The organism is Brunnivagina elsteri CCALA 953 (assembly GCF_002289455.1).
Taxonomy (GTDB): domain Bacteria; phylum Cyanobacteriota; class Cyanobacteriia; order Cyanobacteriales; family Nostocaceae; genus Brunnivagina; species Brunnivagina elsteri.
Genome location: NZ_NTFS01000054.1, coordinates 1 through 23,700, shown reverse-complemented (window position 1 = coordinate 23,700; position 23,700 = coordinate 1). Strand labels below are relative to the sequence as shown.

Annotated in this window: 16 protein-coding genes and 1 pseudogene; 7 read left to right on the top strand and 10 right to left on the bottom strand. The window is 38.2% G+C overall.

Annotation, left to right across the window (positions count from 1 at the left end; translation table 11 throughout):
• Positions 1 to 78 precede the first annotated feature (78 nt).
• Positions 79 to 1,695: a peptide ligase PGM1-related protein gene (locus CK510_RS07340; protein WP_095721081.1), complete on the bottom strand. Its 1,617-nt coding sequence runs from the start codon at positions 1,693 to 1,695 to the stop codon at positions 79 to 81.
• Between the two features lie 576 nt (positions 1,696 to 2,271).
• On the opposite strand from CK510_RS07340, the pseudogene CK510_RS07335 reads away from it, so the two are divergent.
• A pseudogene (locus tag CK510_RS07335) lies at positions 2,272 to 3,089 on the top strand (SDR family oxidoreductase).
• Positions 3,090 to 3,454: 365 nt separating this feature from the next.
• Here the strand turns inward: CK510_RS07335 and CK510_RS07330 are convergent.
• Positions 3,455 to 4,708 carry a hypothetical protein gene (locus tag CK510_RS07330; protein ID WP_095721080.1) on the bottom strand — a complete coding sequence of 418 codons (1,254 nt, stop codon included), beginning with the start codon at positions 4,706 to 4,708 and terminating at the stop codon, positions 3,455 to 3,457.
• 285 nt (positions 4,709 to 4,993) lie between these two features.
• Between CK510_RS07330 and CK510_RS07325 the strand changes: the two genes are divergently transcribed.
• The 3 genes from CK510_RS07325 (at position 4,994) to CK510_RS07315 (ending at position 10,420) form a co-directional block, all read left to right on the top strand.
• Positions 4,994 to 5,857, top strand: coding sequence for a Tab2/Atab2 family RNA-binding protein (locus tag CK510_RS07325; protein WP_095721079.1), 864 nt, complete (start codon positions 4,994 to 4,996; stop codon positions 5,855 to 5,857).
• A gap of 80 nt (positions 5,858 to 5,937) precedes the next feature.
• Positions 5,938 to 7,248: a TldD/PmbA family protein gene (locus tag CK510_RS07320; RefSeq protein ID WP_095721082.1), complete on the top strand. Its 1,311-nt coding sequence runs from the start codon at positions 5,938 to 5,940 to the stop codon at positions 7,246 to 7,248.
• Between the two features lie 532 nt (positions 7,249 to 7,780).
• Positions 7,781 to 10,420 carry a chloride channel protein gene (locus CK510_RS07315; RefSeq protein WP_095721078.1) on the top strand — a complete coding sequence of 880 codons (2,640 nt, stop codon included), beginning with the start codon at positions 7,781 to 7,783 and terminating at the stop codon, positions 10,418 to 10,420.
• Positions 10,421 to 10,426: 6 nt separating this feature from the next.
• Here CK510_RS07315 and CK510_RS07310 read toward each other — a convergent pair whose 3' ends face one another.
• A complete protein-coding gene (locus CK510_RS07310) occupies positions 10,427 to 11,458 on the bottom strand; it encodes an amidoligase family protein (RefSeq protein WP_095721077.1) in 1,032 nt (343 codons plus the stop codon).
• A 269-nt stretch (positions 11,459 to 11,727) separates the two neighbouring features.
• Here CK510_RS07310 and CK510_RS07305 point away from each other — a divergent pair, with 269 nt between their 5' ends.
• Positions 11,728 to 12,741: a S66 peptidase family protein gene (locus CK510_RS07305; protein ID WP_095721076.1), complete on the top strand. Its 1,014-nt coding sequence runs from the start codon at positions 11,728 to 11,730 to the stop codon at positions 12,739 to 12,741.
• 146 nt (positions 12,742 to 12,887) lie between these two features.
• The gene (locus CK510_RS07300; RefSeq protein ID WP_095721075.1) at positions 12,888 to 14,768 is read left to right on the top strand and encodes an alpha/beta hydrolase; all 1,881 of its coding nucleotides are present in this window, start codon (positions 12,888 to 12,890) and stop codon (positions 14,766 to 14,768) included.
• Between the two features lie 77 nt (positions 14,769 to 14,845).
• Here CK510_RS07300 and CK510_RS07295 read toward each other — a convergent pair whose 3' ends face one another.
• The gene (locus tag CK510_RS07295; RefSeq protein ID WP_095721074.1) at positions 14,846 to 15,748 is read right to left on the bottom strand and encodes a sugar phosphate nucleotidyltransferase; all 903 of its coding nucleotides are present in this window, start codon (positions 15,746 to 15,748) and stop codon (positions 14,846 to 14,848) included.
• Between the two features lie 707 nt (positions 15,749 to 16,455).
• Between CK510_RS07295 and CK510_RS07290 the strand changes: the two genes are divergently transcribed.
• Complete coding sequence (locus tag CK510_RS07290; protein ID WP_095721073.1) at positions 16,456 to 16,917, top strand: hypothetical protein; 462 nt, start codon at positions 16,456 to 16,458, stop codon at positions 16,915 to 16,917.
• Positions 16,918 to 17,595: 678 nt separating this feature from the next.
• Here the strand turns inward: CK510_RS07290 and CK510_RS07285 are convergent.
• The 6 genes from CK510_RS07285 to CK510_RS07260 form a co-directional block, all read right to left on the bottom strand.
• Positions 17,596 to 19,254: an NAD+ synthase gene (locus tag CK510_RS07285; protein ID WP_095721072.1), complete on the bottom strand. Its 1,659-nt coding sequence runs from the start codon at positions 19,252 to 19,254 to the stop codon at positions 17,596 to 17,598.
• Positions 19,255 to 19,306: 52 nt separating this feature from the next.
• On the bottom strand, positions 19,307 to 19,603 hold the full coding sequence (locus tag CK510_RS07280; protein WP_245911914.1) for an isochorismate lyase: 297 nt from the start codon (positions 19,601 to 19,603) through the stop codon (positions 19,307 to 19,309).
• A 78-nt stretch (positions 19,604 to 19,681) separates the two neighbouring features.
• On the bottom strand, positions 19,682 to 20,428 hold the full coding sequence (locus tag CK510_RS07275; RefSeq protein ID WP_095721070.1) for an NUDIX hydrolase: 747 nt from the start codon (positions 20,426 to 20,428) through the stop codon (positions 19,682 to 19,684).
• Positions 20,389 to 20,988, bottom strand: coding sequence for a nicotinate-nucleotide adenylyltransferase (locus CK510_RS07270; RefSeq protein WP_095721069.1), 600 nt, complete (start codon positions 20,986 to 20,988; stop codon positions 20,389 to 20,391). Before CK510_RS07270 ends, CK510_RS07275 begins: the two co-directional genes overlap by 40 nt.
• Before the next feature lie 120 nt (positions 20,989 to 21,108).
• Positions 21,109 to 22,500, bottom strand: coding sequence for a nicotinate phosphoribosyltransferase (locus CK510_RS07265; RefSeq protein ID WP_095721068.1), 1,392 nt, complete (start codon positions 22,498 to 22,500; stop codon positions 21,109 to 21,111).
• A 201-nt stretch (positions 22,501 to 22,701) separates the two neighbouring features.
• The gene (locus tag CK510_RS07260) at positions 22,702 to 23,313 is read right to left on the bottom strand and encodes a hypothetical protein (protein WP_095721067.1); all 612 of its coding nucleotides are present in this window, start codon (positions 23,311 to 23,313) and stop codon (positions 22,702 to 22,704) included.
• Positions 23,314 to 23,700: the final 387 nt, after the last annotated feature.

Here is a 23,700-nt window from a genome sequence, read left to right as displayed (position 1 = left end):
GGTAGATAATAACCTACGGATTTAATTTATCAAAATTAAATTACACCACAATTTACCTGATTTCAGCAAGATATAAATCTAGCCACTGCCTTCTTCCCAACTCATCGGGGAAGTATAGTCAGAGAAAATCGAAAAATCATTGTTTTCGTCTTGACTTTCTGCATCTAATACTTTAATTACTTTATTGTAAATATCTTCTGCTTGTTGTGGAGAATCACCAATACTTGTTAATCCCAACTTGCCGAATTGCGACAAACAACCCATTAAGTGAAAAACGCTTCCGGTTTCGGTTCCTGTTTCAAAATGTAAGCGGTGATGGGCAATAATATCCATTAAATCATTCGGTAATAATCCCTTATATCTATCTTTTTGTAAGTTATCAGTGGCAATATAATATTTAGCTCTTCCTTGCTGACTATAAAATAAACCCGTCGATAAATCATAATGACCATTTGTTAACAGTTTTAAGGTCATAAAAGGATGGGTTGTACCACCTTTTCGGAGATTAATTTCGATTGCTTGAATGTCCCATTCCCCATTATCTTGTTTAACAGTTACGAAGTCCACACCGTAACGTTCGAGCGCACCTTTGGCAGCTAAATTCTTGCCAACTTTTAATCCTAACTCCTGTAACTGTAAGCGATATTCAGCATCAGCAGGAAAGCGACAACCAAGGTAAATTTGTCCATCAGGACCACCTAAAATTTGGTCGTGAGTTGATAATATTTCCACATCACCTGTAGGTGTAATTCGTCCTTGAACACTGGGGGAAAATTTAATTTCACCTTCCACAAATGCTTCTGCGATCGCACCTAATTCGGAAATACGTCCGGAGAAGTTTTCCCAGGTTTCTTGACTTGCTTGAAAACGCATTACATGAAAAGCATTTAATATTGCTATAACTCTTTCTACGTGAGTTCCTTGAGGTGGTGCTAAATTAACAATCGGTCGTAAATCTAATAGTGCATTACCTTCTCCAGAAATACCTTCATTCAGCTTGATAACCATACGTTTTAAAGTTGGTTGTCTTTCCCAAAGTTCTGCGGCGACTTCCGCTAATTCTGTCGCATTCCAAACCCTTTGACTACCATCGGGATGGGGTACTTCTGATTCTGCAAATATTTGTCTACTACCGCTTTTTGTACCCCAAATTTGTAAATCTGGAGCTGCTGCATATAATGGTACACCTAATTTTACCGATAATTCCGCTTCTAAATCGGTGGCATTATAGCAAGCCATAAATGCTTTATTCATCCGCACTGCTTGACGAATTCTTTCTAATAATCTTGGACGTTCTAATATTTTTTGAGTCAGGGGTTTTTGGGAAGAATCGTAAGTTGAAAGCAGCAATAAACGATTTCGCGCATGGGAAAATGGAATCCCTGGTAATAAGTGTAAGTAATAATCAATAATGCTTGGATGTAGCGGCATTGATGTTACATAAATTAATCTTGTGCGCGGATTTCGTAAACGGATGAGGGAGAATAATAATCTTTCCTCATAATGTTCGCAACCTTCAACTTTTTTGAGTTCCCGTTGGTCTATACTCAGTGAGGGAATGACAACAATATCGGCATCGCTGTTGTCGAAAAGTTCGATAGTTTTCCAGCGATCGCGTAAACTAAGCTGGAGATTACGAAATTGATCGATTTGTTCGTTTGTCCCATCTAAATGCGAAAGATTAACGGTTTGCATACTAATAGTCTCCAAATTACTCCCTATAGCTGCCCTACTCTTAGATATATCCTAAGAAATACGGAAATGTTGACAGTTGTTAAATTTCTTTGAAATCAATCTTGGATTTTCGCTGTTACATAGCACCCTTTTGGTTACGTCCTCAGACTAATAAAATTAAAACTATTTTACATCTGTAGAGTGATAATTTTTTTTAAAGTACACTATAAATTAGAATTCAATCTCAAATACAAATAATGTTTCATTGCAGTAAATATTTTTAGTTAGTAGACATCCAATACTGCTCGATTAAGCCTTTTTTGAGCATTAGAAACAACAAGATTTCAAGAGTTACAGCCTACTTTATTTCCTTAACCGAGCAGTATTGAGTAGACATCGACTAAATTTAATATGGTAAATAGGAACATACAGAAACTAAACCTTGGAGAGAGTAATCAATCCAAGGTTTAGTTTTAGATGGTTGTTAGTAGTTAATAGTGATTAGTGAATAATGGGGATTTTGTAGAAGATATAAATTATTCTTTATCGATTGACTATTGACTATTAACCATAAAAACTTATCACACAGAGGAAAATATGTCAGAACAACAATTACAACCACCACAACAGCAGAACCTACCAGGGCTAGAATCACAAAGGGGAGTGGTAAATTAGAAAATAAAATTGCCTTGATAACAGGTGGAGATAGCGGTATTGGAAGGGCAGTTGCGATCGCATTTGCGAAAGAAGGAGCGGATGTAGCGATTATTTATTTGAACGAACACGAAGATGCAAAAGAAACCAAAAATTTAGTTGAAAAATATGGTCGTCATGCAGTTGCTATCGCAGGTGATATTGGAGACGAATCATTTTGCCAAAATGCCATTCAACAAACAGTTGATGAATTCGGTAAACTTGATATTATTGTTAATAATGCTGTCGAACAACACCCACAAGAAAATATCGAAGATATTAGTCAAGAACAATTAGAAAAAACCTTCCGTACTAATATCTTTTCGATGTTCTTTATGACTAAAGCAGCAATAAAACACTTGCAGAAAGGTAGTGCAATTATTAATACTACTTCTGTAACAGCTTATAAAGGTAGTCCCCAATTGCTTGATTATTCATCCACAAAAGGAGCAATTATTGCCTTTACTCGTTCACTATCACAAAATTTAATCCAAAAGGGTATTCGTGTTAACGCGGTTGCGCCAGGTCCAATCTGGACACCTTTAATTCCCTCTACTTTTCCTGAAGAGAAAGTAGCCAGTTTCGGCAAACAAGTACCAATGCAACGACCTGGACAACCTGAAGAGGTCGCACCTAGCTACGTATTTTTAGCGTCAGATGATGCATCATATATGTCTGGTCAAGTACTGCACCCCAATGGTGGTGAAGTAGTTAACAGCTAATACCAATTATTTGTAAAGCTGCACATTATTTTGATTTTAAGTAGGGTACATGAGGGAAATAGACTTTTTATTTTCCCTCCTTGAAACGGCAGGGCTGTTTCGTTCCCTTTTAAACAGGATTTGTCAAGATAGTTAGCGATAAAAATCTAAGTAAGGGTGACGATTAAATAAACTTTTAAGCACTCAGGCAACCGTAAATTTGTTTGTTCTCTCCACAAGCTGGTAACAAAATAACCAGTTTTAAATTGCTAGAACCCTTGATTTTTAAAGTGTTTTAGGGGATGAATCGGCACTGCCTTGAAATGGGAGATTAGGAGTGGGTTTTATGCATTTTCCAATGAAAATTATCATGGAAGCGGAAATTATTATTGATTTGGTACTTGATTAGGAAATAATGAAGGGTCAAACCGTTGTAAACCTCGTTTAACTGCATCATTATTGATATTTTGATTTGCAGGTAAATTACTTTGAACGGCGGTTGGAACTGTGGAATAAGGCGTATTATAATTTTGTGCAGGAATCCCAACTGGGGATGTTAACTGTGTTGATTGTGTTGTATTTGGTAATGAAGTATTGCTATTCATATTACTGTAATTATTATTATAATTACTGTAGCTACTATTAATATTATTATCGTAATTATTTCCGTAAGAAATGGATTGCTGATTTGTAAGAGTTGTTTGTGGTAAACCAGTTGTATTTGGGATGCTATTTACCCCACTTGTGCTTAAGCCAGTAGGAGAAGAATAACCCTGTTGATAACTTTGTGAATAGCTCTGTGAATAACCCTGGTTTGGTAGGATGTTTATTTGTTGCTGTTGTCCAAAGTTATTTAAAGAATTTGGATTTAGAGAATTCAAGCTGGAATTGGAAAGATTACCTTGATTGGGAATAAATTGTTGATTAGATGAAGTTTGTAATGAATTTAGATAATTACTATTATTTGAAATTGATAAATTACGATTACTAGGAGATTGGTTAAGTGTAGTATCTAGGGAATCGATTGCAATATTTCTTTGGTTATTCCTTCCATAAAAGCTATTTCTTCTATTTCCTATTATCAAATTTGAGGAAGATTCTGTCCCATCCTCTTGAGAAGATTGCGGATTCAGGGAATTTACCCCTAAAAATACATTATTATTTTCGGTGTTTCCAAATTGTAATAAATTATTAGCTTGTGTCAGGAAAGGATTCTTAATTAGAGATGAAGGCTTGGCATTTACCGCAGTAGAATTAAGTTTAGTCTCGTTTTGCGTATTTTCCTTACTAATCGCTTCCTCCAAAGGACTTTTATTACCCTTTTTTGGCTTGGAGATTGGTTCGACTGAGTTTAGCGTTGACTCCAGACTTTGCTCAAAGTCATAATTCAAAACTGATAGGTTATCGATATCAGCGACAACTGCCCTATCTTCAGCCGAAAGTGTTGAGTTTGCTTGTGCTTGTGTAGCAACTGGCTGGGATTGTCTAGTAAGTATATCCGGACGTGACCAAAATTCCCTAATTACTAACCCAACAACAGATAAAAAAATAGCAGTTCCCCAAAAACCTGGACGTGTTAAATTCCACAACCTAGCTTTGAGGAAACGAAAGTATGGAGATGGATAACGACTATTTTTCATATATTTTGGGCAGTGGGGAATAGGGGATAGGGTAATTGAAATATTCTAGGTACTATGTGATGGGGGTTTTTAGTTTTATCCTAACTTCCGATATGCATATGAGTCACTAGGTATGGAAAATAATAGTCAAAATTTTAATCACAAGAAATTTTCCCAGTAAATCCACTGTTATTCAGATTCATAATATTTCCTGCCCCACTCCAGAATCCGACTCCCCATTGCTCCTATCATAAGAAATATAAGAAACATTTGCTAAAGCTTAACGGCATAGTCATCTAAATCAATATGGGCAGTATTTGGGAACTTGATTTTTACTCACGTCCAATTTTGGACGAAAATCAGAAAAAAGTTTGGGAAGTTTTGATTTGCGAAAGCCCCTTGGATGTACGCACAAAGCCAGATTCATTATTTCGCTTTACTAAGTATTGCCCGAGTACGGAGGTAAACTCGGTGTGGTTGAGAACTGCAATACAAGAAGCGATCGCAACTTCAGGAGAATCTCCAAGCCGTGTTCGCTTCTTTCGTCGGCAAATGAACAATATGATTACAAAAGCCTGTCAGGATGCAGGTATTCCCGTGCAACCAAGTCGCCGGATTTTGATGCTACATAACTGGCTAACCCAACGCATGGAGCAGGTATATCCAAATGAACCAGGTTATCAAGGTGGGACAAATCCCTCAGTACGACTTGATGCACCGCTTCCCCAGCGTTTACCTGATGCTTTGGAGGGCGAAAAATGGGGATTTGTGACTTTGAGTGCTAGTGATTTTAATGATATGCCAGAGTGGGATATTAGCTTTGGTGAAGGGTTTCCGTTAGAAATGATGGGAATTAGTGCAGATACACCAATACCTGGTGTGTTGGTTTTCTCATCCAGGGCATTACCTATGGCAGCTTGGATGTCGGGGTTAGAGTTGTCGAGTTTGAGATTTGACGATACCCAAGGAGCAAGGTTAGTGCTAGAAACTGGTGCTACCGAAAGCTGGATTTTGTCAAATATCAGCAATCCCAATATAAAAACTGAAGCATCTACCTTTGAAAAGGCAAGACAAAAAGCTAATGGAGTGCATTTTATTGGCATCCAGTCAAGTCCAGAATCCGAATCTTTTGCTGGCTTTTGGCTTTTGCAGGAGGTCATTCTGCCGTAAAGTTGTTGAGGGGTAAAGGGAGTCAGACAGCGATCGCATTGTCTCGCTCTTTTAAACCAAGTCCACAGCCAGCAACTATCATGGGGTTTTCTCAATCACCGCTTTCATCGCTTGCCGAAGAACTCCTAGAACTTGCCATCAAGTCGGGGGCAGAGGTTGCGGAAGTGTATCAATCGCGATCGCATTCTCAACCTGTTTTTTTTGAGGCAAACCGACTTAAACAAATCGAAACTAGTCAATCGGAAGGTACGGTTCTACGATTGTGGCACAATGGCTGTCCAGGACTTGCGGTTGCCTATGGTTCGGTGGCAGCTAGGGCAATGGTGGAAAGGGCATTGGCTTTAAGTCAACTTAATCCACCTGAAGTTGTCGAACTAACTTGCGCTCAAGGATCGGTTTATCCCGATGTGGGAAAACATGTCCCTTTGGAACAGTTGGTAGCTTGGGGTAGGGAATCAATAGCTTTGATTCGCAATTCCTATCCGGAAGTAATGTGTAATGGTGATTGGGAGCGGGATGTGGAAACGACTCGCCTTGTCAATACTAAGGGTTTGGATTGTCACTACACAGATACAACGCTGAGTTGTTACCTTTCTGCGGAATGGGTACGTGGTGATGATTTTTTAACTGTCGCCGACGGACAAACACAACGTAATTTTTTACACAATCAAAAAGTAGTAGAGCAAATTCTCCAGCGTTTAAACTGGGCACAAGAAAACGTTATACCGCCTACGGGGCGCGTTCCAGTGTTGTTCACTTCCAAAGCGGCAGATATGCTTTGGGTCACAATACAAGCCGCTTTAAATGGCAAGCGGATTCTCGAAAAGGCTTCACCTTGGTCAGAAAGAATTAATACAGTAGTAACTTCACCAAGTTTGACTTTATACCAAGACCCCATCACGGGTCCATTTAGTTGTCCGTTTGATGATGAAGGTACACCAACCCAACCTTTGATATTTATTAGGGATGGGGTATTGGAAAATTTGTATTGCGATCGCGCCACAGGGCGTAGTTTGGGTGTTAATACCACGGGTAATGGTTTTCGCCCTGGTTTAAGTAGTTATCCCACCCCTGGATTATTTAATTTCTTGATTCAACCAGGAACAACACCGTTAAAATCTTTAATTTCCCAACTCGATGATGGCTTGATAGTTGACCAAATGTTGGGTGGTGGTAGCGGTATTTCGGGTGATTTTTCGATCAATGTTGACTTAGGTTATCGCGTTAAGAATGGTGAGGTAATCGGGCGTGTTAAGGATACGATGGTCGCAGGTAATGTTTATTCTGCCCTGAAACAATTGGTGGGTTTAGGTGATGATGCTGACTGGAATGGCTCTTGTTATACCCCGTCGTTGGTGGTTGAAGGGCTTTCGATTATTAGTAAACATTAGATAGAGGATTTTGGACTATGAATTATGAATTATATGGATATCGTAGAGACGTTCCACCGGAACGTCTTCTTAACCAACCCCATCCCCGCTTGTGAGGAGGGAGTTATGGGATACACCTCATGTGATTAGGAAACGCTATAACCAATAACCATTAAATAAATCAAAACAAGACTGAAATCATGGGAAGATAGTTCCAGAATTGATATCAGCTTATTGCTAGTCCCAAAGGATAAACCATTAGATGTTACGATTGACTCCCAATTCATAGCCCAGTCAAGCATTTTATTTCTTATAGTTATACAAAAGTAGGGCTTGGCTTCCTTCTTTATCGGAAGTACAAGCGATCGCCCTAATTGAAAGTTGAGATTTTTACTAAATTAACATTCTGACTTTTGATTCCTGATTCCTAAATTATACACGACTTACCGAGTCGTCTCTACTGATTCCTGATTCCTAAATTATAGACGACTCACCGAGTCGTCTCTACTCCTGATTCCTGACTGCTGAATTCAATTTTTTATTTGCAACTTTTATGCCTTCCCCTGTTCTGCCTTATCGGTTCCGCAACTTGTGGCAACCAAGAAGAGGTTTAGCGATCGCAGAGGCTTCGGTAATTGGTTTAGTCGCTGCTTTGTCTGCGGTGCTGTTGAAGTTTGGTTCGGGTGCTTTGGGAACTTGGAGGGTACGTACGTCCCATCTATTTCCCGCTTGGATTGTGCTTCCTCTCGTTGGTGTTGGGTTTGGGTTTGTGGCTGGTTGGCTGGTGGAAAGATTAGCCCCGGAAGCTTCGGGTAGCGGTATCCCTCAAGTCAAAGCATCCCTCGCAAATGTGCCGATAAAATTATCCTGGCGAGTTGCATTTGTCAAGTTACTGAGTGCCATTATTGCAATTGGTTCGGGTTTAACTTTAGGTCGTCAGGGACCAACTGTACAAGTAGGAGCTGGGCTTGCGGCTGGGATGAGTCGCTTGGTTCCTACTTCTCCCGATCATCGTCGGCAAATGATTGCGGCTGGTGCTGGTGCTGGTTTAGCTGCTGCTTTCAATGCCCCAATTGCTGGGGTTTTGTTTATTATTGAGGAACTATTACAAGATTTATCAGGGTTAACTCTAGGAACAGCCATCATCGCTTCATTTATTGGTGGTGTGGTTTCCCGGCTTTTAGGTGGTGGTAGTTTGCTGCTCAATCTCCCAGAAACTAAGCTTTCCAGTAGTTTTTTAATTACGGAAATTCCTTTTTACTTATTGTTAGGGGTTTGTGCAGGTCTTTTCGCGGCATTATTCAATCTTGGCTTAATTTATAGCATTAAGTTATACCGAAGATTACATGTTCGCTTACCGATACGAATAGCTTTAGCTGGGTTAACTTCGGGAATTATTGTTGCTTTATTACCCGAATCATTCCGCGATAATACAGGATTGCGGGAATTTGTGATTGCTACTTCTGGTAATGCATCCTTAGCTGCGATCGCATTTATTTCCCAATTTTTTCTGACATTGGTTGCCTTTGGTTCGGGGGCACCAGGTGGACTATTTGCACCGAGTCTAATTTTAGGCTCTTGTTTGGGACATATTATTGGGATTTTTCAGGAATATTTGTTACATGCTGGTTCCCCGACTACCTATGCTTTAGCGGGAATGGGAGCATTTTTTAGCGGTGTTTCTAAAGTCCCAATTACAGCGATTGTGATTGTTTTTGAAATGACAACCGATTTTAATTTGGTTCTACCATTAATGATTGGTTCGGTGACATCATATTTAGTCGCAGATAAATTAGTACCCGGTTCCCTCTACGACAAGCTGCTGAAATTAAACGGCATTAACATTCAAAACCAAGGTTCCCCCGACGGTATTCTCACCAAATTAACAGCCAGGGAGGTAATGCAATGTCGGGTTGAAAGCTTTGATGCAGATATGTCAGTTGAAGAAGCAATGCAGGCATTTTCGCGATCGCATCATCGCGGGTTCCCCGTAGTCGATGAAGGCAGACTGGTGGGAATTATCACCCAATCTGATTTACTCAAGGTTGGTGATAGTTCCAGCGAGGAGTTGGATAAGTCCGCAATTATCAAGCAAATGGTATTACGGGAACTGATGACACCGGAACCAGTTACAGTGAGTCCACATCACAGTTTGAGTAATGTTCTCTACTTGCTAGACAGATATAAAATCAGTCGTTTGCCTGTATTGGAAGGGAAAAGATTGATCGGAATTATTACCCGTGGTGACATTATCCGTGCGGAAGCCGATCGTCTCAACTGCCAAAACCCTGAAAAACCACCAACCGAACCATCATACCTGGTTTACCAAACCCGTTCCCCCAGCACTGGTAGAGGAAGACTATTATTACCAATTGCCAATCCCGACACAGCAGCCACTTTAATTCAAATGGCAGTTGCGATCGCAAAGGAACGACATTATGAAATCGAGTGTGTACAAATCATGCTCGTGCCTCGGTACAGTTCTCCAGCAGAAACCCAAGTTCGCACAGCTAAAAGCAGAAGGTTACTACGTCAAGCTGAAGTTTTAGGGAAAAAATGGAAAATCCCCATCCACACCCAAATTAGAGTTGCTCACGACGTTGCTCAAGCCATTTTAGAAACAATTAATGAACGCCACATCAATATCATGTTGATGGGATGGAAAGGGAACACCGACACACCAGGAAGGATATTTGGTAATGTTGTCGATACAGTAGTTCGTCAAGCGACCTGCGAAGTTATGCTAGTAAAACTAGGCACTTACCATTCCTCCCAACCCAATCCCCCATTCAACAACTGGTTAATTCCAATGGCAGGGGGACCAAATGCTTGGCTCGCGATAAAATTATTACCAGCATTAGTCACTTTAGGAGAATATCCAAAAATTCACCTAACTAGAGTCTTCCATCCCAACGAAACCAAACCCGACATGACGGTATTAGAAGACGCAATCCGGCAAATTATTCGTCGTCGTCAGCTTTACACAACAGTTATCGCGGAAGCTATCAAAGCTGAATCAGTCAGCGAAGGGGTAATAGATTTAGTTAACAAAGAACATTATGATGTAGTTGTGTTAGGTGCATCCCGTGAAGGAATGTTACAACAGGCAATAAAAGGAAATATTCCCGAAGCGATCGCATCTGGAGTTGAGAGTACGGTAATTTTGGTACGAGGTGCAATTAATCCAGAATAATGCCACCTAACATATTACTATTCTCTCTGCGTCTTTGCGATTATTTCTTCTTGTTGGAGGCAGAATATTATTGAGAACTTGAGAAACCGCAACAGATGCAGATGTAATATTTGCCAAATGATTAATAATTTCTGTGGTTGTTTCTGCTTGTTTTTCAATACCTACATGTAAATGAACACCAGATGTTGTTGTAAAATGAACGCCATTATTCTTTAATACCCCAACAACAAACTTATATATATCAATAGTTTCTTCAATTGAATCACAAACAGGAAAACCTATTTCTTGACCACTATAAATGCGAAATCTAAAACGTTTATCTCGACTAGTCTTAAAAAGTTTTTCATAATCATGAATGTTATTGGTATTTGTTCCATGTACAGAACCATCAATACCCACCTTCAAAACATTATCACCAGGAGATTCCACTAAATTTAAAGATTCCAAGTGATCGCAAATTTGTAAAATTACTTTTTCGATTCTATGTTCATCTACTTCCGACTCTAATTGAGTATCATTTAAACTTTCATGACTGTGTTGAAAATAGGTATATTTAAAATTATATTTAAAACTAAACTTAAAACTATTCTTTACTTTTTGTAGATAATATGCTAAGAGACTAAAAGTTTTTTTACTTTTCTTTTTTGATGCGATCGCTAAATTAATATTATCGTACTTAGATGCAGTCTTCAACATTGCTTGTTTATGCTTTTCAAAATCTACACGATTAAGTTTGGCATAATATTTCTCCTCTTGTGGATATTGAATACTTGCATAATGATTAATTAATCCTACAGTCACCAGCATTTGGATAAATCGACCAAAATGTGGCTGCCGTGAAATCATCTTGCCATTTAATTTACTTAATTCATAAATTGGTTTTAACTTTTCGATAATCTTTGCATCTAAACGATATATTGTAAAATCTGTAAGTGGCAAAAACTCTAATTCTGCTCCACTTGTAGAAGTTTTCAAAACATTATCATATTCACAAAACTCAGCAGGAATAGTATCACTGACTTTATTAATAAACAACATAGAAATAAAGCATAAATATTCATCTTGATGAATATATAATTTAAAAAAATATAAAGTCAAAGCTTAATAATACATTTTATACAAATATTTATACCCTCAACTTCCTCAATCAGTCAGGGATGTGAGAACCCAAACCATTAACTGTCCTAAATTATAGAGGTCTCCCCACCCTGACTTAGAAATGATACGATTAGTAAGTATATAGTTAGAATATTTTATTTTCTGAAAACCCTTATTGTAATATGGTAATACTCCGCTTTTATTAAGCTATGAATCGTCGTCAATTTATTACTACTACTGGACTAACAACCTTAGCAACTCAGTTACCACTCTTCAAAGTTAGAGGAGAAATCAGCCCACAAATCATTATGAAACCACCACGATTACGAGTTGGTGATACTGTGGGATTAGTCGCACCAGCAGGTATTATTGAGCAGAAAGATATTGAAGATGCAACGAAAACTTTCACAGATTTAGGGCTAAAAGTCAAGTTAGGAAAGCATATATTAGAACGATATGGATATTTAGCGGGGACAGATATTCAACGAGCAAATGATATTAATACAATGTTTGCAGATAAATCTGTAAAAGCAATTATTGCAATGCGTGGTGGTTGGGGTTGCAATCGCATTTTATCTTTACTTAACTATATAGACATTCGCAAACATCCAAAAATCATTCTTGGATATAGCGATATTACATCATTATTATTAGCCATAAATGCCCGTAGTCGAATTGTGACATTTCACGGTGCGGTTGCAACTTCGACTTGGAATGAGTTTACCTTAAGCTATCTCCAACCTATTCTTTTCGATGGTGCAAGTATGACTATGCAAAATCCGAAGACAGAATCCGTAAGGGTTGAAGTCATAAATCCAGGGAAAGCGAAGGGTAAGCTTGTTGGTGGTAATTTGTCAGTACTATGCTCAATGCTGGGTTCTCCGTATCTACCTTCATGGAATCGTCGCATTTTATTTGCGGAAGACATAGGTGAGGATGTGTATCGTATAGATAGAATGCTTGCTCAATTAAAAAATGCTGGGATTCTCAATCAGATTTCTGGATTTATTTTTGGACAATGTACAAATTGCAAACCAGGAGATGAACCGACGTTTAATTTAAATCAAGTATTGAAAGACCAATTTCAAAGTTTCAATATTCCAGTTTTTTATGGTTCAATGATTGGTCATATAAAAGATAAATTCACTATACCTTTAGGAGTAGAAGTTGAAATGGATGCAGTTGCAGGAACAATCAAAATGCTAGAATCGGCAGTTAGTTAGCAATCAATAATAGTTAGAATGTATCCCTTCGCATTTATCAATTTAAAGATTCTCACTGAAAAGTTAGATTCTGGAAAGTATTAATCTTTATCTTTTGATTAAGTAATTACTGAGTCCTTTAATATTCTTTTTTCTTCTTTAAACCTATGCAAAATTATCCTTTTGATATCGAAAAAATAGAGATTGAACACCAAGGTTCAACAACAACTCGGATTGTTAGTTATTTAGTTTCTAGTAATGCACCAATTATTGTGGAAACGACTGACGAAAAAGATAATACTCCAGATAATGCTCAAAGCAAATCCCAGAAAACTAATAAGATAATCACGGAAATTGCTAACTTTTTGACAGCACAGCAAGAGGAAGCAGAAATTGTTATCCACATTCATGGATACAATACTGGAGCAGATGAATTTAAAACATGGACAACAGATATTTATAAGTATATTGTTGAGGATAAATTCATTAGTCAAAAAACTATTGTATTTATTGGATATCGCTGGCCATCAGAATCTACAGCTTTAAAAAAGGATAATGATTCACAGTCTTTTATTGACAATGTTATCAATGCAATTAAAAGTTTGCCAATTTTTTTCCGAACAGTTTTGGATTCTTCAATTCGAGGGGTAATTGCTTCTTTTACCTTACTTTTGATTTTTTTAGTCCCATTTACGGGTACAGCTCTATTATTAAATAATCCGAATTTTTTGGTTAGTTTGTTGGTGTTTATTACAGCATTTTTCACTTTTTTATTCGGTTTTGTTTTCGGCGCAATTTTACTGAGGTCTACAATTTACTTCCGAGATTCTTATCGTGCGGTAAATTATGGTGTTCCAGATTTAGTAGAACTAATTAGGCAAATTGATAATGCGATCGTAGAACAAAAATTACAACAAAATATAGAGCATAAAAACAGTACCAAGCTATCTTTTATTTGTCATAGTATGGGTGCATTTGTAACAACAAATGCAATTCGTATTCTTTGTGACGTGTTTGATAAAAATTCTATCCCTATCCCAACCCAAAGTAATCCAGAAAATCAGCCATCCCTAAAAATCGGTAATGTTTTTTCTTTAGGTCGTTTAGTGCTAGCTTCACCTGATATCCCGATTGAGACTATTATGCCTGAAAGGTCGAATGTTTTACGTTCTTCGATTCGACGATTTGAAGAGTCTTATCTATTTAGTAATCAGGGAGACTATGTGTTGCGAGTTGCTTCAACCGCAGCTAATTATTTAAGTTTCCCTGCAAATACATACGATCGCGGTTTTAGATTGGGTAATGTTGTGGTTCGTGATTATCAGGAAACTTTTGATAAAACTACCTTAAATTTCAAACTTTTGAATCGAGATTCAGATACTCCCAAATTAGCTTTTGGGATTGCAAATCAAAATCCCAATAATGGCAGTATTAATCAGAATCCGAATAGTGCAATGGAATGTATTTGTATAGTTTCTGATAATAAATATAAGCCATTAAAAGAACTCTATTCAAAGAATAATACCGTGACAGAAAAATTTGCAGTTGCAGGATTATTTACATACTTTGATTGTACTAATTACAGAGATGTTACCGATTACAGAGATAAGTCTAAGAATAATCCTAATGTCGAACCACTTTTATCGAGAGGTTTAGACAAAGAAGTACTCAGTTTTTGGGATAACTTGGTTTTGATATTTGACAATTTATTGGGGGGAAGAAATGTACATGGAGGTTATTTCGATGGTCAATTGAGTCAAAAACTGCTCTATCGATTGGCTTTTTTAGGATTTAAAAATACATTAATCTCCTTAGAAAAGGAACCCGACTGTCACGAACTTGTTGAAAAATTGGAAACTCATATTAATCCTAAATTACTCCAGGAATCTTTCATAAATGAAACGACTGAACCTGATGCAGAAAAATTAACTAAGTTGCTCAGTGTGCTTTCGCAAAAGTGTAATAATACTGGAATTAAAGTTTTTTTAGCACCTGAAAGATATCAAGTCGATATACTTGGAAAAGAACGCGATCGCAGTGACTATTAATGTGTATAATCCTCCAGATGTTCGAGACGTAGATATGCTACGTCTCCAAATTTATAGCAAAGTGAATTCTACCATAATTAATCCCGATTTCTAAAGTCATTTAAAGTCTGCAAATACGCATCGGGGATACCAATATCAAAACAAGTTCCTTCAACAACATAACCCGTCATCTTCTCACGCTGACGTAATACATCTAAGCAAGTAGTTAACTGAAACTCACCCTTAAATCGCACATTATTATTAATATCAGCTTCTAAACAATCGAAAATGGTTGGTGTCAGTGCATACAAACCAAAAATACTTAAAAATTCATCTTTTTCTAAACCTTCCAGATGCAAATTATCCCGTGCGTAATCAAGAGAAGGTTTTTCGGAAATTTCAGTAATTGAAAGACTTGAATTTTGCTTTTGCCAATTTCCAGTAACGCAACCAACTTTGTGTAATAGTTCAGAATTAACTGTATTTAATCCAATTACACTATGATTTACTTGTTGATACATTTCTAAAACTTGACTAGCACAAGATTTTTTTATTTTTGAAGAGTAAATATGGTCTCCTAACATTAATAAAAATGGCTCATTCCCAACCCAATCTTTTGTACAGTATACAGCATGACCATAACCTTCTTGTTGAGTTTGGGTAATAACAGTAATTTTGTCACCAATATCAACTAAATATTTGCTAAATTTTTGATTTTCTGGTGATAATTTTTCAAATAGAGCAGCACTAGGAGGACGCTTAAATAACTTTTTAAAAATCGATTTGTCATCGGGTTGGACAACAATAGCAATTTCTTCAATTCCTGCACTAATTGCCTCTTCAATAATTAACAAAATTACAGGTTTTGCCCTGCCATCTTTGTCAATTACCGGGAAAAGTTCCTTCTTGACTACCTTAGTGGTTGGGAACAAACGGGTTCCAAAACCTGCTGCGGGAATGACTGCTTTTTTAATTTTTTTAACAGACTTACTTACTGGCATTTTTGCTCTTGTTGTTGTTTTTATATATTATAAGTTTCATCTGAGGGGGTGACGAAAACTCTTGAACTCAAGACACAGCAAGAGTTTTAAGCGAGTGTATCATAAAAAGATAAATATCATTTCTTAGCTTTGTTGATTCTATTATCAATAAGCCTAGCCCAAAAGTCTTGTTTTTTGTTGGGTAAGGTTCTAAAGTAACTTTTATCTTCTTCTCGGATACTCCTCTATAATCCTTGCTGCATAAGGCTTTGAAGCTAGATTGTCACCCCCTCAGAAGTTTCATACATCGCATTTGTGGCAAATCACGCTCAATTATCTCTATAACTCAATACAGTTCAGTTAAGCATTTTTTCCTTCTCTTCCTACCCTTCGGGAAGCCGCTCCGCGTCTAAGGCGTTCTCTGCGTCTACCTACGGAAGCCACTCCGTGTCTATGGCGGTTTAAAATACTGAATAGTTTAGTCTTAACTGAACCGTATTGCTCTATAACTTGCTAAGGGATTTGGAGAAAATGAAATATGCCAATTATAAATTTATCTGTAAATCCCATTCTTAGTCAGGGTGGGGAGACCCCACCCCTACAATTCGGAACTATTTTTTGGTATTTCTGAATTATTAACCAATAACTAATAACCAATTATGCAAACCTACAAATTTAAACACTCATTTGCTGAGGGTAAAACCCAATGATTTAAGCTAATTCATCGAATGCTAGAAACACGTGTACCTGTATCCAATATTATTGGGGTGTTCAGTCAAAAAGCTTTATTCCTTGTCAACGAATGTACTCTTCCTTTATATTACTTCCCCAGCCTAGATGCTTTAGCTTGCTTGGCAATCGAAAACAACCAACTCAAATTATTTGACTTGGTGACATCCAACCTAAATTTTCCCCTGCAAGCACTTTTAGAACAAATACCCAAACCAATCGAGGAAATTTCCATCTACTTTAGCCCCGATTGCCTCCAAGTCGATACGCAAGCACTCGCAGAAACCTTTGAAGGGATTCATTACTCATGGTTCGTGGTAGATTTCCTGCCGAAAACCAGCAATTTACGCTACCACGTTCGGCACGCTGCTAAACATAAACCACAGGATAGATACAATACTTTGACTCGATATGCTACGGCATCGGTTCTGTTACTTGTCTTACATTCCCATATCCGTTAATGTTCATTGTGAACTGGGAGTTTTGACTAGTGTCAGTTAACAAACTGTCACTCACCAGATTCCGCAAGTAATTACACAAGCGATATCCTGTATTTGTGCAAGGAGTGATACCACTTCACAATATGTTTGCCACAGGTTATATTCGCAATACCCCTTAACCACAGGGGTGGTGCGAACCTCAAATGTTGCAGCAAGCAAGTGTATTGGTATAAAGTTATACGGGGAAGCGCTGGGAATAGCAAAATCTCAGTCGCTTTTTTTGTGTCTAAATGCAAGAATGTTTATACCAATAAATACTCAAGAGTGTAATATTTAGTTCCAAGCAAAAATGGGATGAAACTAAAGCTCAGGTATTCTTTCAGACACTTGTTTACGAAGGCGTTATATGCAAATTTTAGCTCGGTGATGAGTAAATGTCACGTATAAATTTAGAAAAATTTTGTGATTATAATCACTGCACCTAATTTTGATTTACTGTAGTGGGCTATGGTGTAGGTAGAAGTCTCTGATGTTGACCAGCTATTGAATTTCCCCTAACCCCCATCAGTCAAGGGGGAAATAATAAATCTAATTCCCTCCCCTTAATAAAGGTTAGGGTGTGGTTCTTTTATTTGGGTGAATTGAAGTACTTGTGCATATACCGTAGTGATTTGGGGGAGGGCGAACAACCGTTCTCCCCTACGTTATACTGGCGATGGGCATTCGCCATCCTGTACCAAAAGCGCGATCGGTGATTTTCAATCCTGGGGGGGCTTGTCGCCGTTTAAACTCAGCACGGGCGACTAGTTGAATGACTCGATTGACTACTGTAGCGTCATATCCGGCTGCGACTATTTGAGCGGATGATTGATGATTATGTATTAATTTTTGCAGAATATCATCGAGAATATCGTATGGTGGCAGGGAGTCTTGATCGACTTGCCCAGGTTTTAATTCGGCGCTGGGGGCTTTGGTGATAATGTTGGGGGGAATTGATGTTGTTGATGAATTTAACCAATTACAAAGGGAATAAACGCGGGTTTTGGGTAGATCGGCAATGACTGCGAGTCCCCCATTCATGTCACCGTAGAGGGTACAGTAACCGACTGCCATTTCTGATTTATTACCTGTGGAAAGCAGCAAATAACCGAATTTATTTGCCACTGCCATTAGTAAGTTGCCGCGAATCCGGGATTGGATGTTTTCTTCAGCGAGTCCAAATTCTGTGCCTGCGAACATCCCAGAGAGGGCATTGTCGAATGATTTCATTAGCTCCCCAATGGGGATAGTTTGGGTTTTAATGCCTAGATTTTCGCTGAGTGCGATCGCATCGCTAATGGAATGATCGGAACTGTAGGGGGATGGCATTAGCATACCCAAGACGTTATCTTTGCCCAGGGCAGCAGTTGCGATCGCTGCAACTAATGCAGAATCGATTCCACCACTTAAACCGAGCACAGAAGAGGTGAAGCGGCATTTTTGGGCATAGTCGCGTACTCCCAATACCAATGCTTGCCAGATTTCTGAATCTTCGGTTTCGGGTATGGGAATGATGGAACTGGGTTGTAAATCCCCTGTTTCAATGTCGAATTCAACAAATGCTAAATCTACATCAAATCCACAAGCACGACAAACCAGTTCACCATTGCGATTCAGGGCAAAGCTATTACCGTCAAATATTAAATCGTCGTTTCCCCCAACTTGATTGGTGTAAATCATGGGTTGTTGGAAGCGAAGGATACTGTGGTGGAGCATTTTTTCGCGAAGTTGTGGTTTGCCGAGACTGTAGGGAGATGCTGATAAGTTGATAATTAAATCGACACCAATAATTGCTAAATCTGCAATCGGATTGATTGCGTAAGTGCGTTTACCCCAAAACTCTTCATCATTCCACAAGTCTTCACAAATTGTGACACCAATATCAATTCCATCGAGAGTAAAGTAATTAGTTCCTAAACCAGGTTCAAAGTAACGACGTTCATCGAAAACATCGTAGGTTGGTAATAGACGTTTGTGAAAGATTTGTTTAATTTTGCCGTTTTCGAGTAAAGCCATACTGTTATAGAGGTTTTTACCACCATTGCTATGTGCTTCTAGATGTTTTTCAACAGTACCCACTAATACGGCTAGATTTTTTGGTAAATCCCTGGCTAATTGTTGCAATGTTGTACCCATTGTTTCCACAAAGCTGGGATTTAATAATAAGTCTCTTGGTGGATATCCACATAAGGATAATTCTGGAGTTAACAGCAATCTTGTATTCTCTGCTGCGACTTTTTGGGCAGCTTCGAGGATTTTTTGAGCATTCCCAAGTAAGTCACCGATAATAGGGTTTAGTTGTGCGATCGCAATTTTCATGATTTTAGTTATTGGGTAATGTTTAGGAGTTAGTATTGGTCTGTGAGAAAAATTATGAGTTATGATTTTCTTGCCAAGACTTCAATTCTTCATTAATAAAATAATTCACTAAATCCCTATACATTTTCTCGACAACATCAGGATTTAAACCTTTTTCTGCTGCCCATATTCTACGTTGTTCCAACATCGAATTAAATCTATCTTCCGCTTTAACACTAACTTCACTGGTTTTAAACTGAGAAGCTGCTTTGACATATGCAAACCTTTCTCCTAATAAAACAATAATTTGCTGATCTATTTGGTCTATTTCATAACGGATTTCTGAAATATTTTCACAATCTTCTGGCATTTTCATATTAAATTTTTAGATAATTATATTAGTTGTAGAGACGCAATATATCGCGTCTCTCTTTTATTTATTGTATTCCTAAATAAAAACCAAAGGCTTATTTTTAAAAGGTGCAAAAGCTTCGGCATCAAATCGATATAAACTTGCTGGACGACCAGCACCACGGGACACCTTTATACCTGTATCCGACAAAAAACCTAACTTGAGTAATCGAGAGCGGAAATTGGAATAATCAGAAAAATTATCGCCTAAAATGGTCGCATATAACTGATACAAATCATTTAAAGTAAACATTTCCGGTAAAACATCAAAAGCCACTGGACTATATTCCAATTTATTTTGTAAACGCCTATGTCCGTATGCTAAAAGTTCATTATGGTCAAATGCTAATTGCGGCACTTGTTTAACAGGATACCAAGCAATTCCCGTGACTCCATCAGCAATTAATTCAGCTTCCTCAAATCTAACTAAAGCAAAATAACTAACTGATAAATAACGGACTCCAAAACTATTCAAATCCTCCCTGGGGTCACGATTTGGTCCTCCAAAAGTATATAATTGCTCCAAATAAAGATTTTTGACACGAATTTTTTCCGACATAATCCGATAAGCAGCATCTTCCAAAGATTCACCTTGTCGAACTAAAGTACCAGGCAAACTCCAAGTATTAGAAAATGGCTCTTGCTGTCGCATGATTAATAGAACCAGCAGCCGATTTTGAGCGGTATCTACTGAGAAAATAACATTATCAACACCGACTTTAAAATCAGCCAACGGTTGTTGATTCAATGAATATACAGGCTTTTTTGAGTTGCGTCCTGGCATTTGTACAAATGCTGTTGATGAATATAGTCAATTACAAGTGGCGTAAGGGCGTTAGAGTCACCTTGTTCCCGGTATGATGTGGAGGATACATCTAAACCAGTTAAAGATGCGATCGCAATTTTTGCTCCTAGTTGGTGTATATTTCGCAAGCTAGTTTCATCTATTGCATATCCTGGACGTGGTATGACCAAAAGTTGAACTTGTCGCAACAAATCTTCAATTCGATACCACCTTTGTAATTGGGTTAGCAAGTCGGAACCAACTACTAAAGTATATTCCGCATTTCCCCATCGTTGCTTTGATTTCTCCAAGGTTTCTAAGGTTCGTAGACTGCTTAAGTCTTGTTCCAAAAAAACATTCCTACGGGAGGATTCCATTCCCTCTATTAAAAGGCGCAGCATTCTGACACGATGTTCTAATGAAGCCTTATGCGACTTAAACGGATTTTCGGCTGCCCATACCGCGACTAAATCAAAATGGGATGATAACCATCTTAGTATTGTTTGGTGTCCAGCAGTTGGTGGATCGGCGCTTGTTCCAAATAAAGCAATCTTAACCATTTTGGATTTTAGATTTTAGATTTTGGATTTGTAGAGACTCGATATATCCCGTTTTTGGATTTTAGATTTTAGGACTAATTCCCAAATACTAATTAACAATTAACCACGAACCACTAACAACTAACCAGTAACCAATTCCCTATTTTTTGTCCTCCAAATTAACTCTTCTAACGGATTTGAAATTTCTACATGCAGAGTAATAGGTTTTGCTATTCTTCGCACTTCCTCAGGCAAGCTTGCGACTGTTGCTGATGTACGTTGACGAATTTCCCCGATATTTTCCTGTGGTTTGATGCATTTTCCTGCTTTCATAAATATCTCTAGTAGAGGTTGCCCATTTTCTGGAGTTTCATCCATTAACCCCAATCTATCTGCCGTCACTTTACCATTTACCACAGTTCTAAAAATCTGCTTACGTCCGGGAAACGTAACTTTTCCACTCGACTGCTTCATCACGGGGATATCATCAATCTCAACCAACTTATAAACTCCATTTACAGGAGTTCCCGTTACCAATTTCGTCCCCAATCCATATCCATCAATTTCTGCCCCTGCTGCTTTTAATCTGGCGATTTCCCATTCATCCAAATCACCGCTAGCAAAAATAGGCACTCCAGGAAGATGCGATCGCACGAGATGGGATAACTCAACTAAATCCCCTGAATCTAACCGAACCCCTGCTAAATCAAGTTCTCCACTATTCACCTTCTCCGCTAATCTTGCCGCCGCAGCAACCGTATCATAAGTATCAATTAATAAGGATGCACCCGGAAAATATCGGTGAAATGCCGCAAAAGCTTGGTCTTCGCTACCTTCCGTCGCTGCAAGTGCCATCACCAATGCATGTGCCATTGTTCCACTCGGCTGCATCCCCAATTGCAACGCTGCAAATACATTCGATGTTGCATCAAAACCCCCAGCTAAGGCGGCTCTAGCAGCCCACACTGCACCTTGAGGACTAAATGCCCGTCGCGTGCCAAATTCCAGCAATGTCGCCGATTCCCCCGCAACATCCCGCATTCTCGCTGCCCTTGTGGCAATCAAGGTTTGGTAATTTATCGTATTCAGCAAATAAGTTTCTACTAACTGCGCTTGCCAAAGTGGTGCTTCTATCCGCAAAATCGGTTCGTTGGCAAATACTGCTGTTCCTTCCGACACTGCATAGACATCACCTGTAAACCGCGCTTCTAGTAAAAGCTGCCAAAATCGTTCTGGTGCATGGGCAAAAATCCCGGTTTGCTTTAATGCTTCAACCTGTGCAGGGGTAAACCGCAGCTTCTCCAAATATTCCAAAGCTTGGGTTAAACCCATCGCAATTAAGTAACCAAAACCCTCTGGCAAGCGTCGAGTGAATAATTCAAAACTTGCACGTCGCTGTTCAATTCCTTCCCCCACATAACATGCAGCCATCGTTAGTTGATAAAGGTCTGTCACTAAGCTCAAATCGTCAGCAGCAAGGTTAAGTAACGACTGCTCATGATTTGCGTAATTCCAACCCGAAAAAGTTGTCATCGAAAAAGCGCTCCTGAAGAATGCTTATTCTACTTATGGTAGTTTTCACCATAATTTATGTCAAGAGGTTCCCATAAAAAAGTCAAAAAGATGGGTTTAAGGTGTTTTTCGGGTCATATTAATATTGAAATCGCTCAAAATTTAATACTTGTTAATAGTTGTGCTTGTATTAATATTGAGTTATGAATCCTGAATCGTGAATTACAAATGGTCCCATTCAAATTCTGCTAGAAGTAATAAGCAAGACACCATTAATGTGCCTGTGGCGATAAATTGCCATTCACTAAAATAGGGTAATAATAAAATTGCGATCGCATGTAAAATTCCCGTAAAAATAATAGTACGCGATCGCACTGCAAAACCAGTACATAAATAGCCTAATGCACTCAATCCCAACCATAGAGGACAAAGATTCATTAGTATTATTCCCCAACTAAATATAATTCCTAAGTTGGTTAAAACCACTCCTGCAAGCATCAAAAAAACCCAACAATAAAGCACCCATTCTACTTGTCTTCGTTTTACCCAGTAGCTACTCCAATTCATCATTACAGTGGTTCCAATGCAACTCAAAATAGACCATAATACAGCTTGCAAACTCCAATTTATCGGCAAAAATTGTGCCGTCATAAACATCGGAATTAATAACAAACCCCACAAAATAAATGCTTGGTCGATACGTGTATAAAAAGTTGAATAAAGCTTGATATGTCCGATGTGCCAATTAACTTGCCAAAGCCCTTCTGAATCATGGATATCTAAAATTTCCCGTTTGCGTCGTAATGGGGGTACGGAATTGTTAAAGAAACTCATATTATTTGATTGTTTTGCTAATTTTTTAATTAATATTTAATTTTTCTTGGTGATAAACAGTGAAAATTAACCTTATTTTGTTTTTTACTGGCTTTATCTTGCTTTAGCGACATCCGATAATTAATCTGTCTTTAGTTGCGATCGTAGCTATTTTATATTCTGTCTGTCGTAGTAGATTCTGTAATTTTTTTTACAAAACATATCAGAATAAATCATCCTAATGTCAAATATTAACCTCAAAGAATAGAACAGTTAGCCTGTAATTCATTTGTAGCTTGATATTTGGAATGATATTTCTGAAAATTATCTCAGAGCATGTTTGAAAAGTTTGGGAAGGTATAATTTGTCATTCTGAGTGGAGCTTTGCGGAACGTACGCGCTACGCGT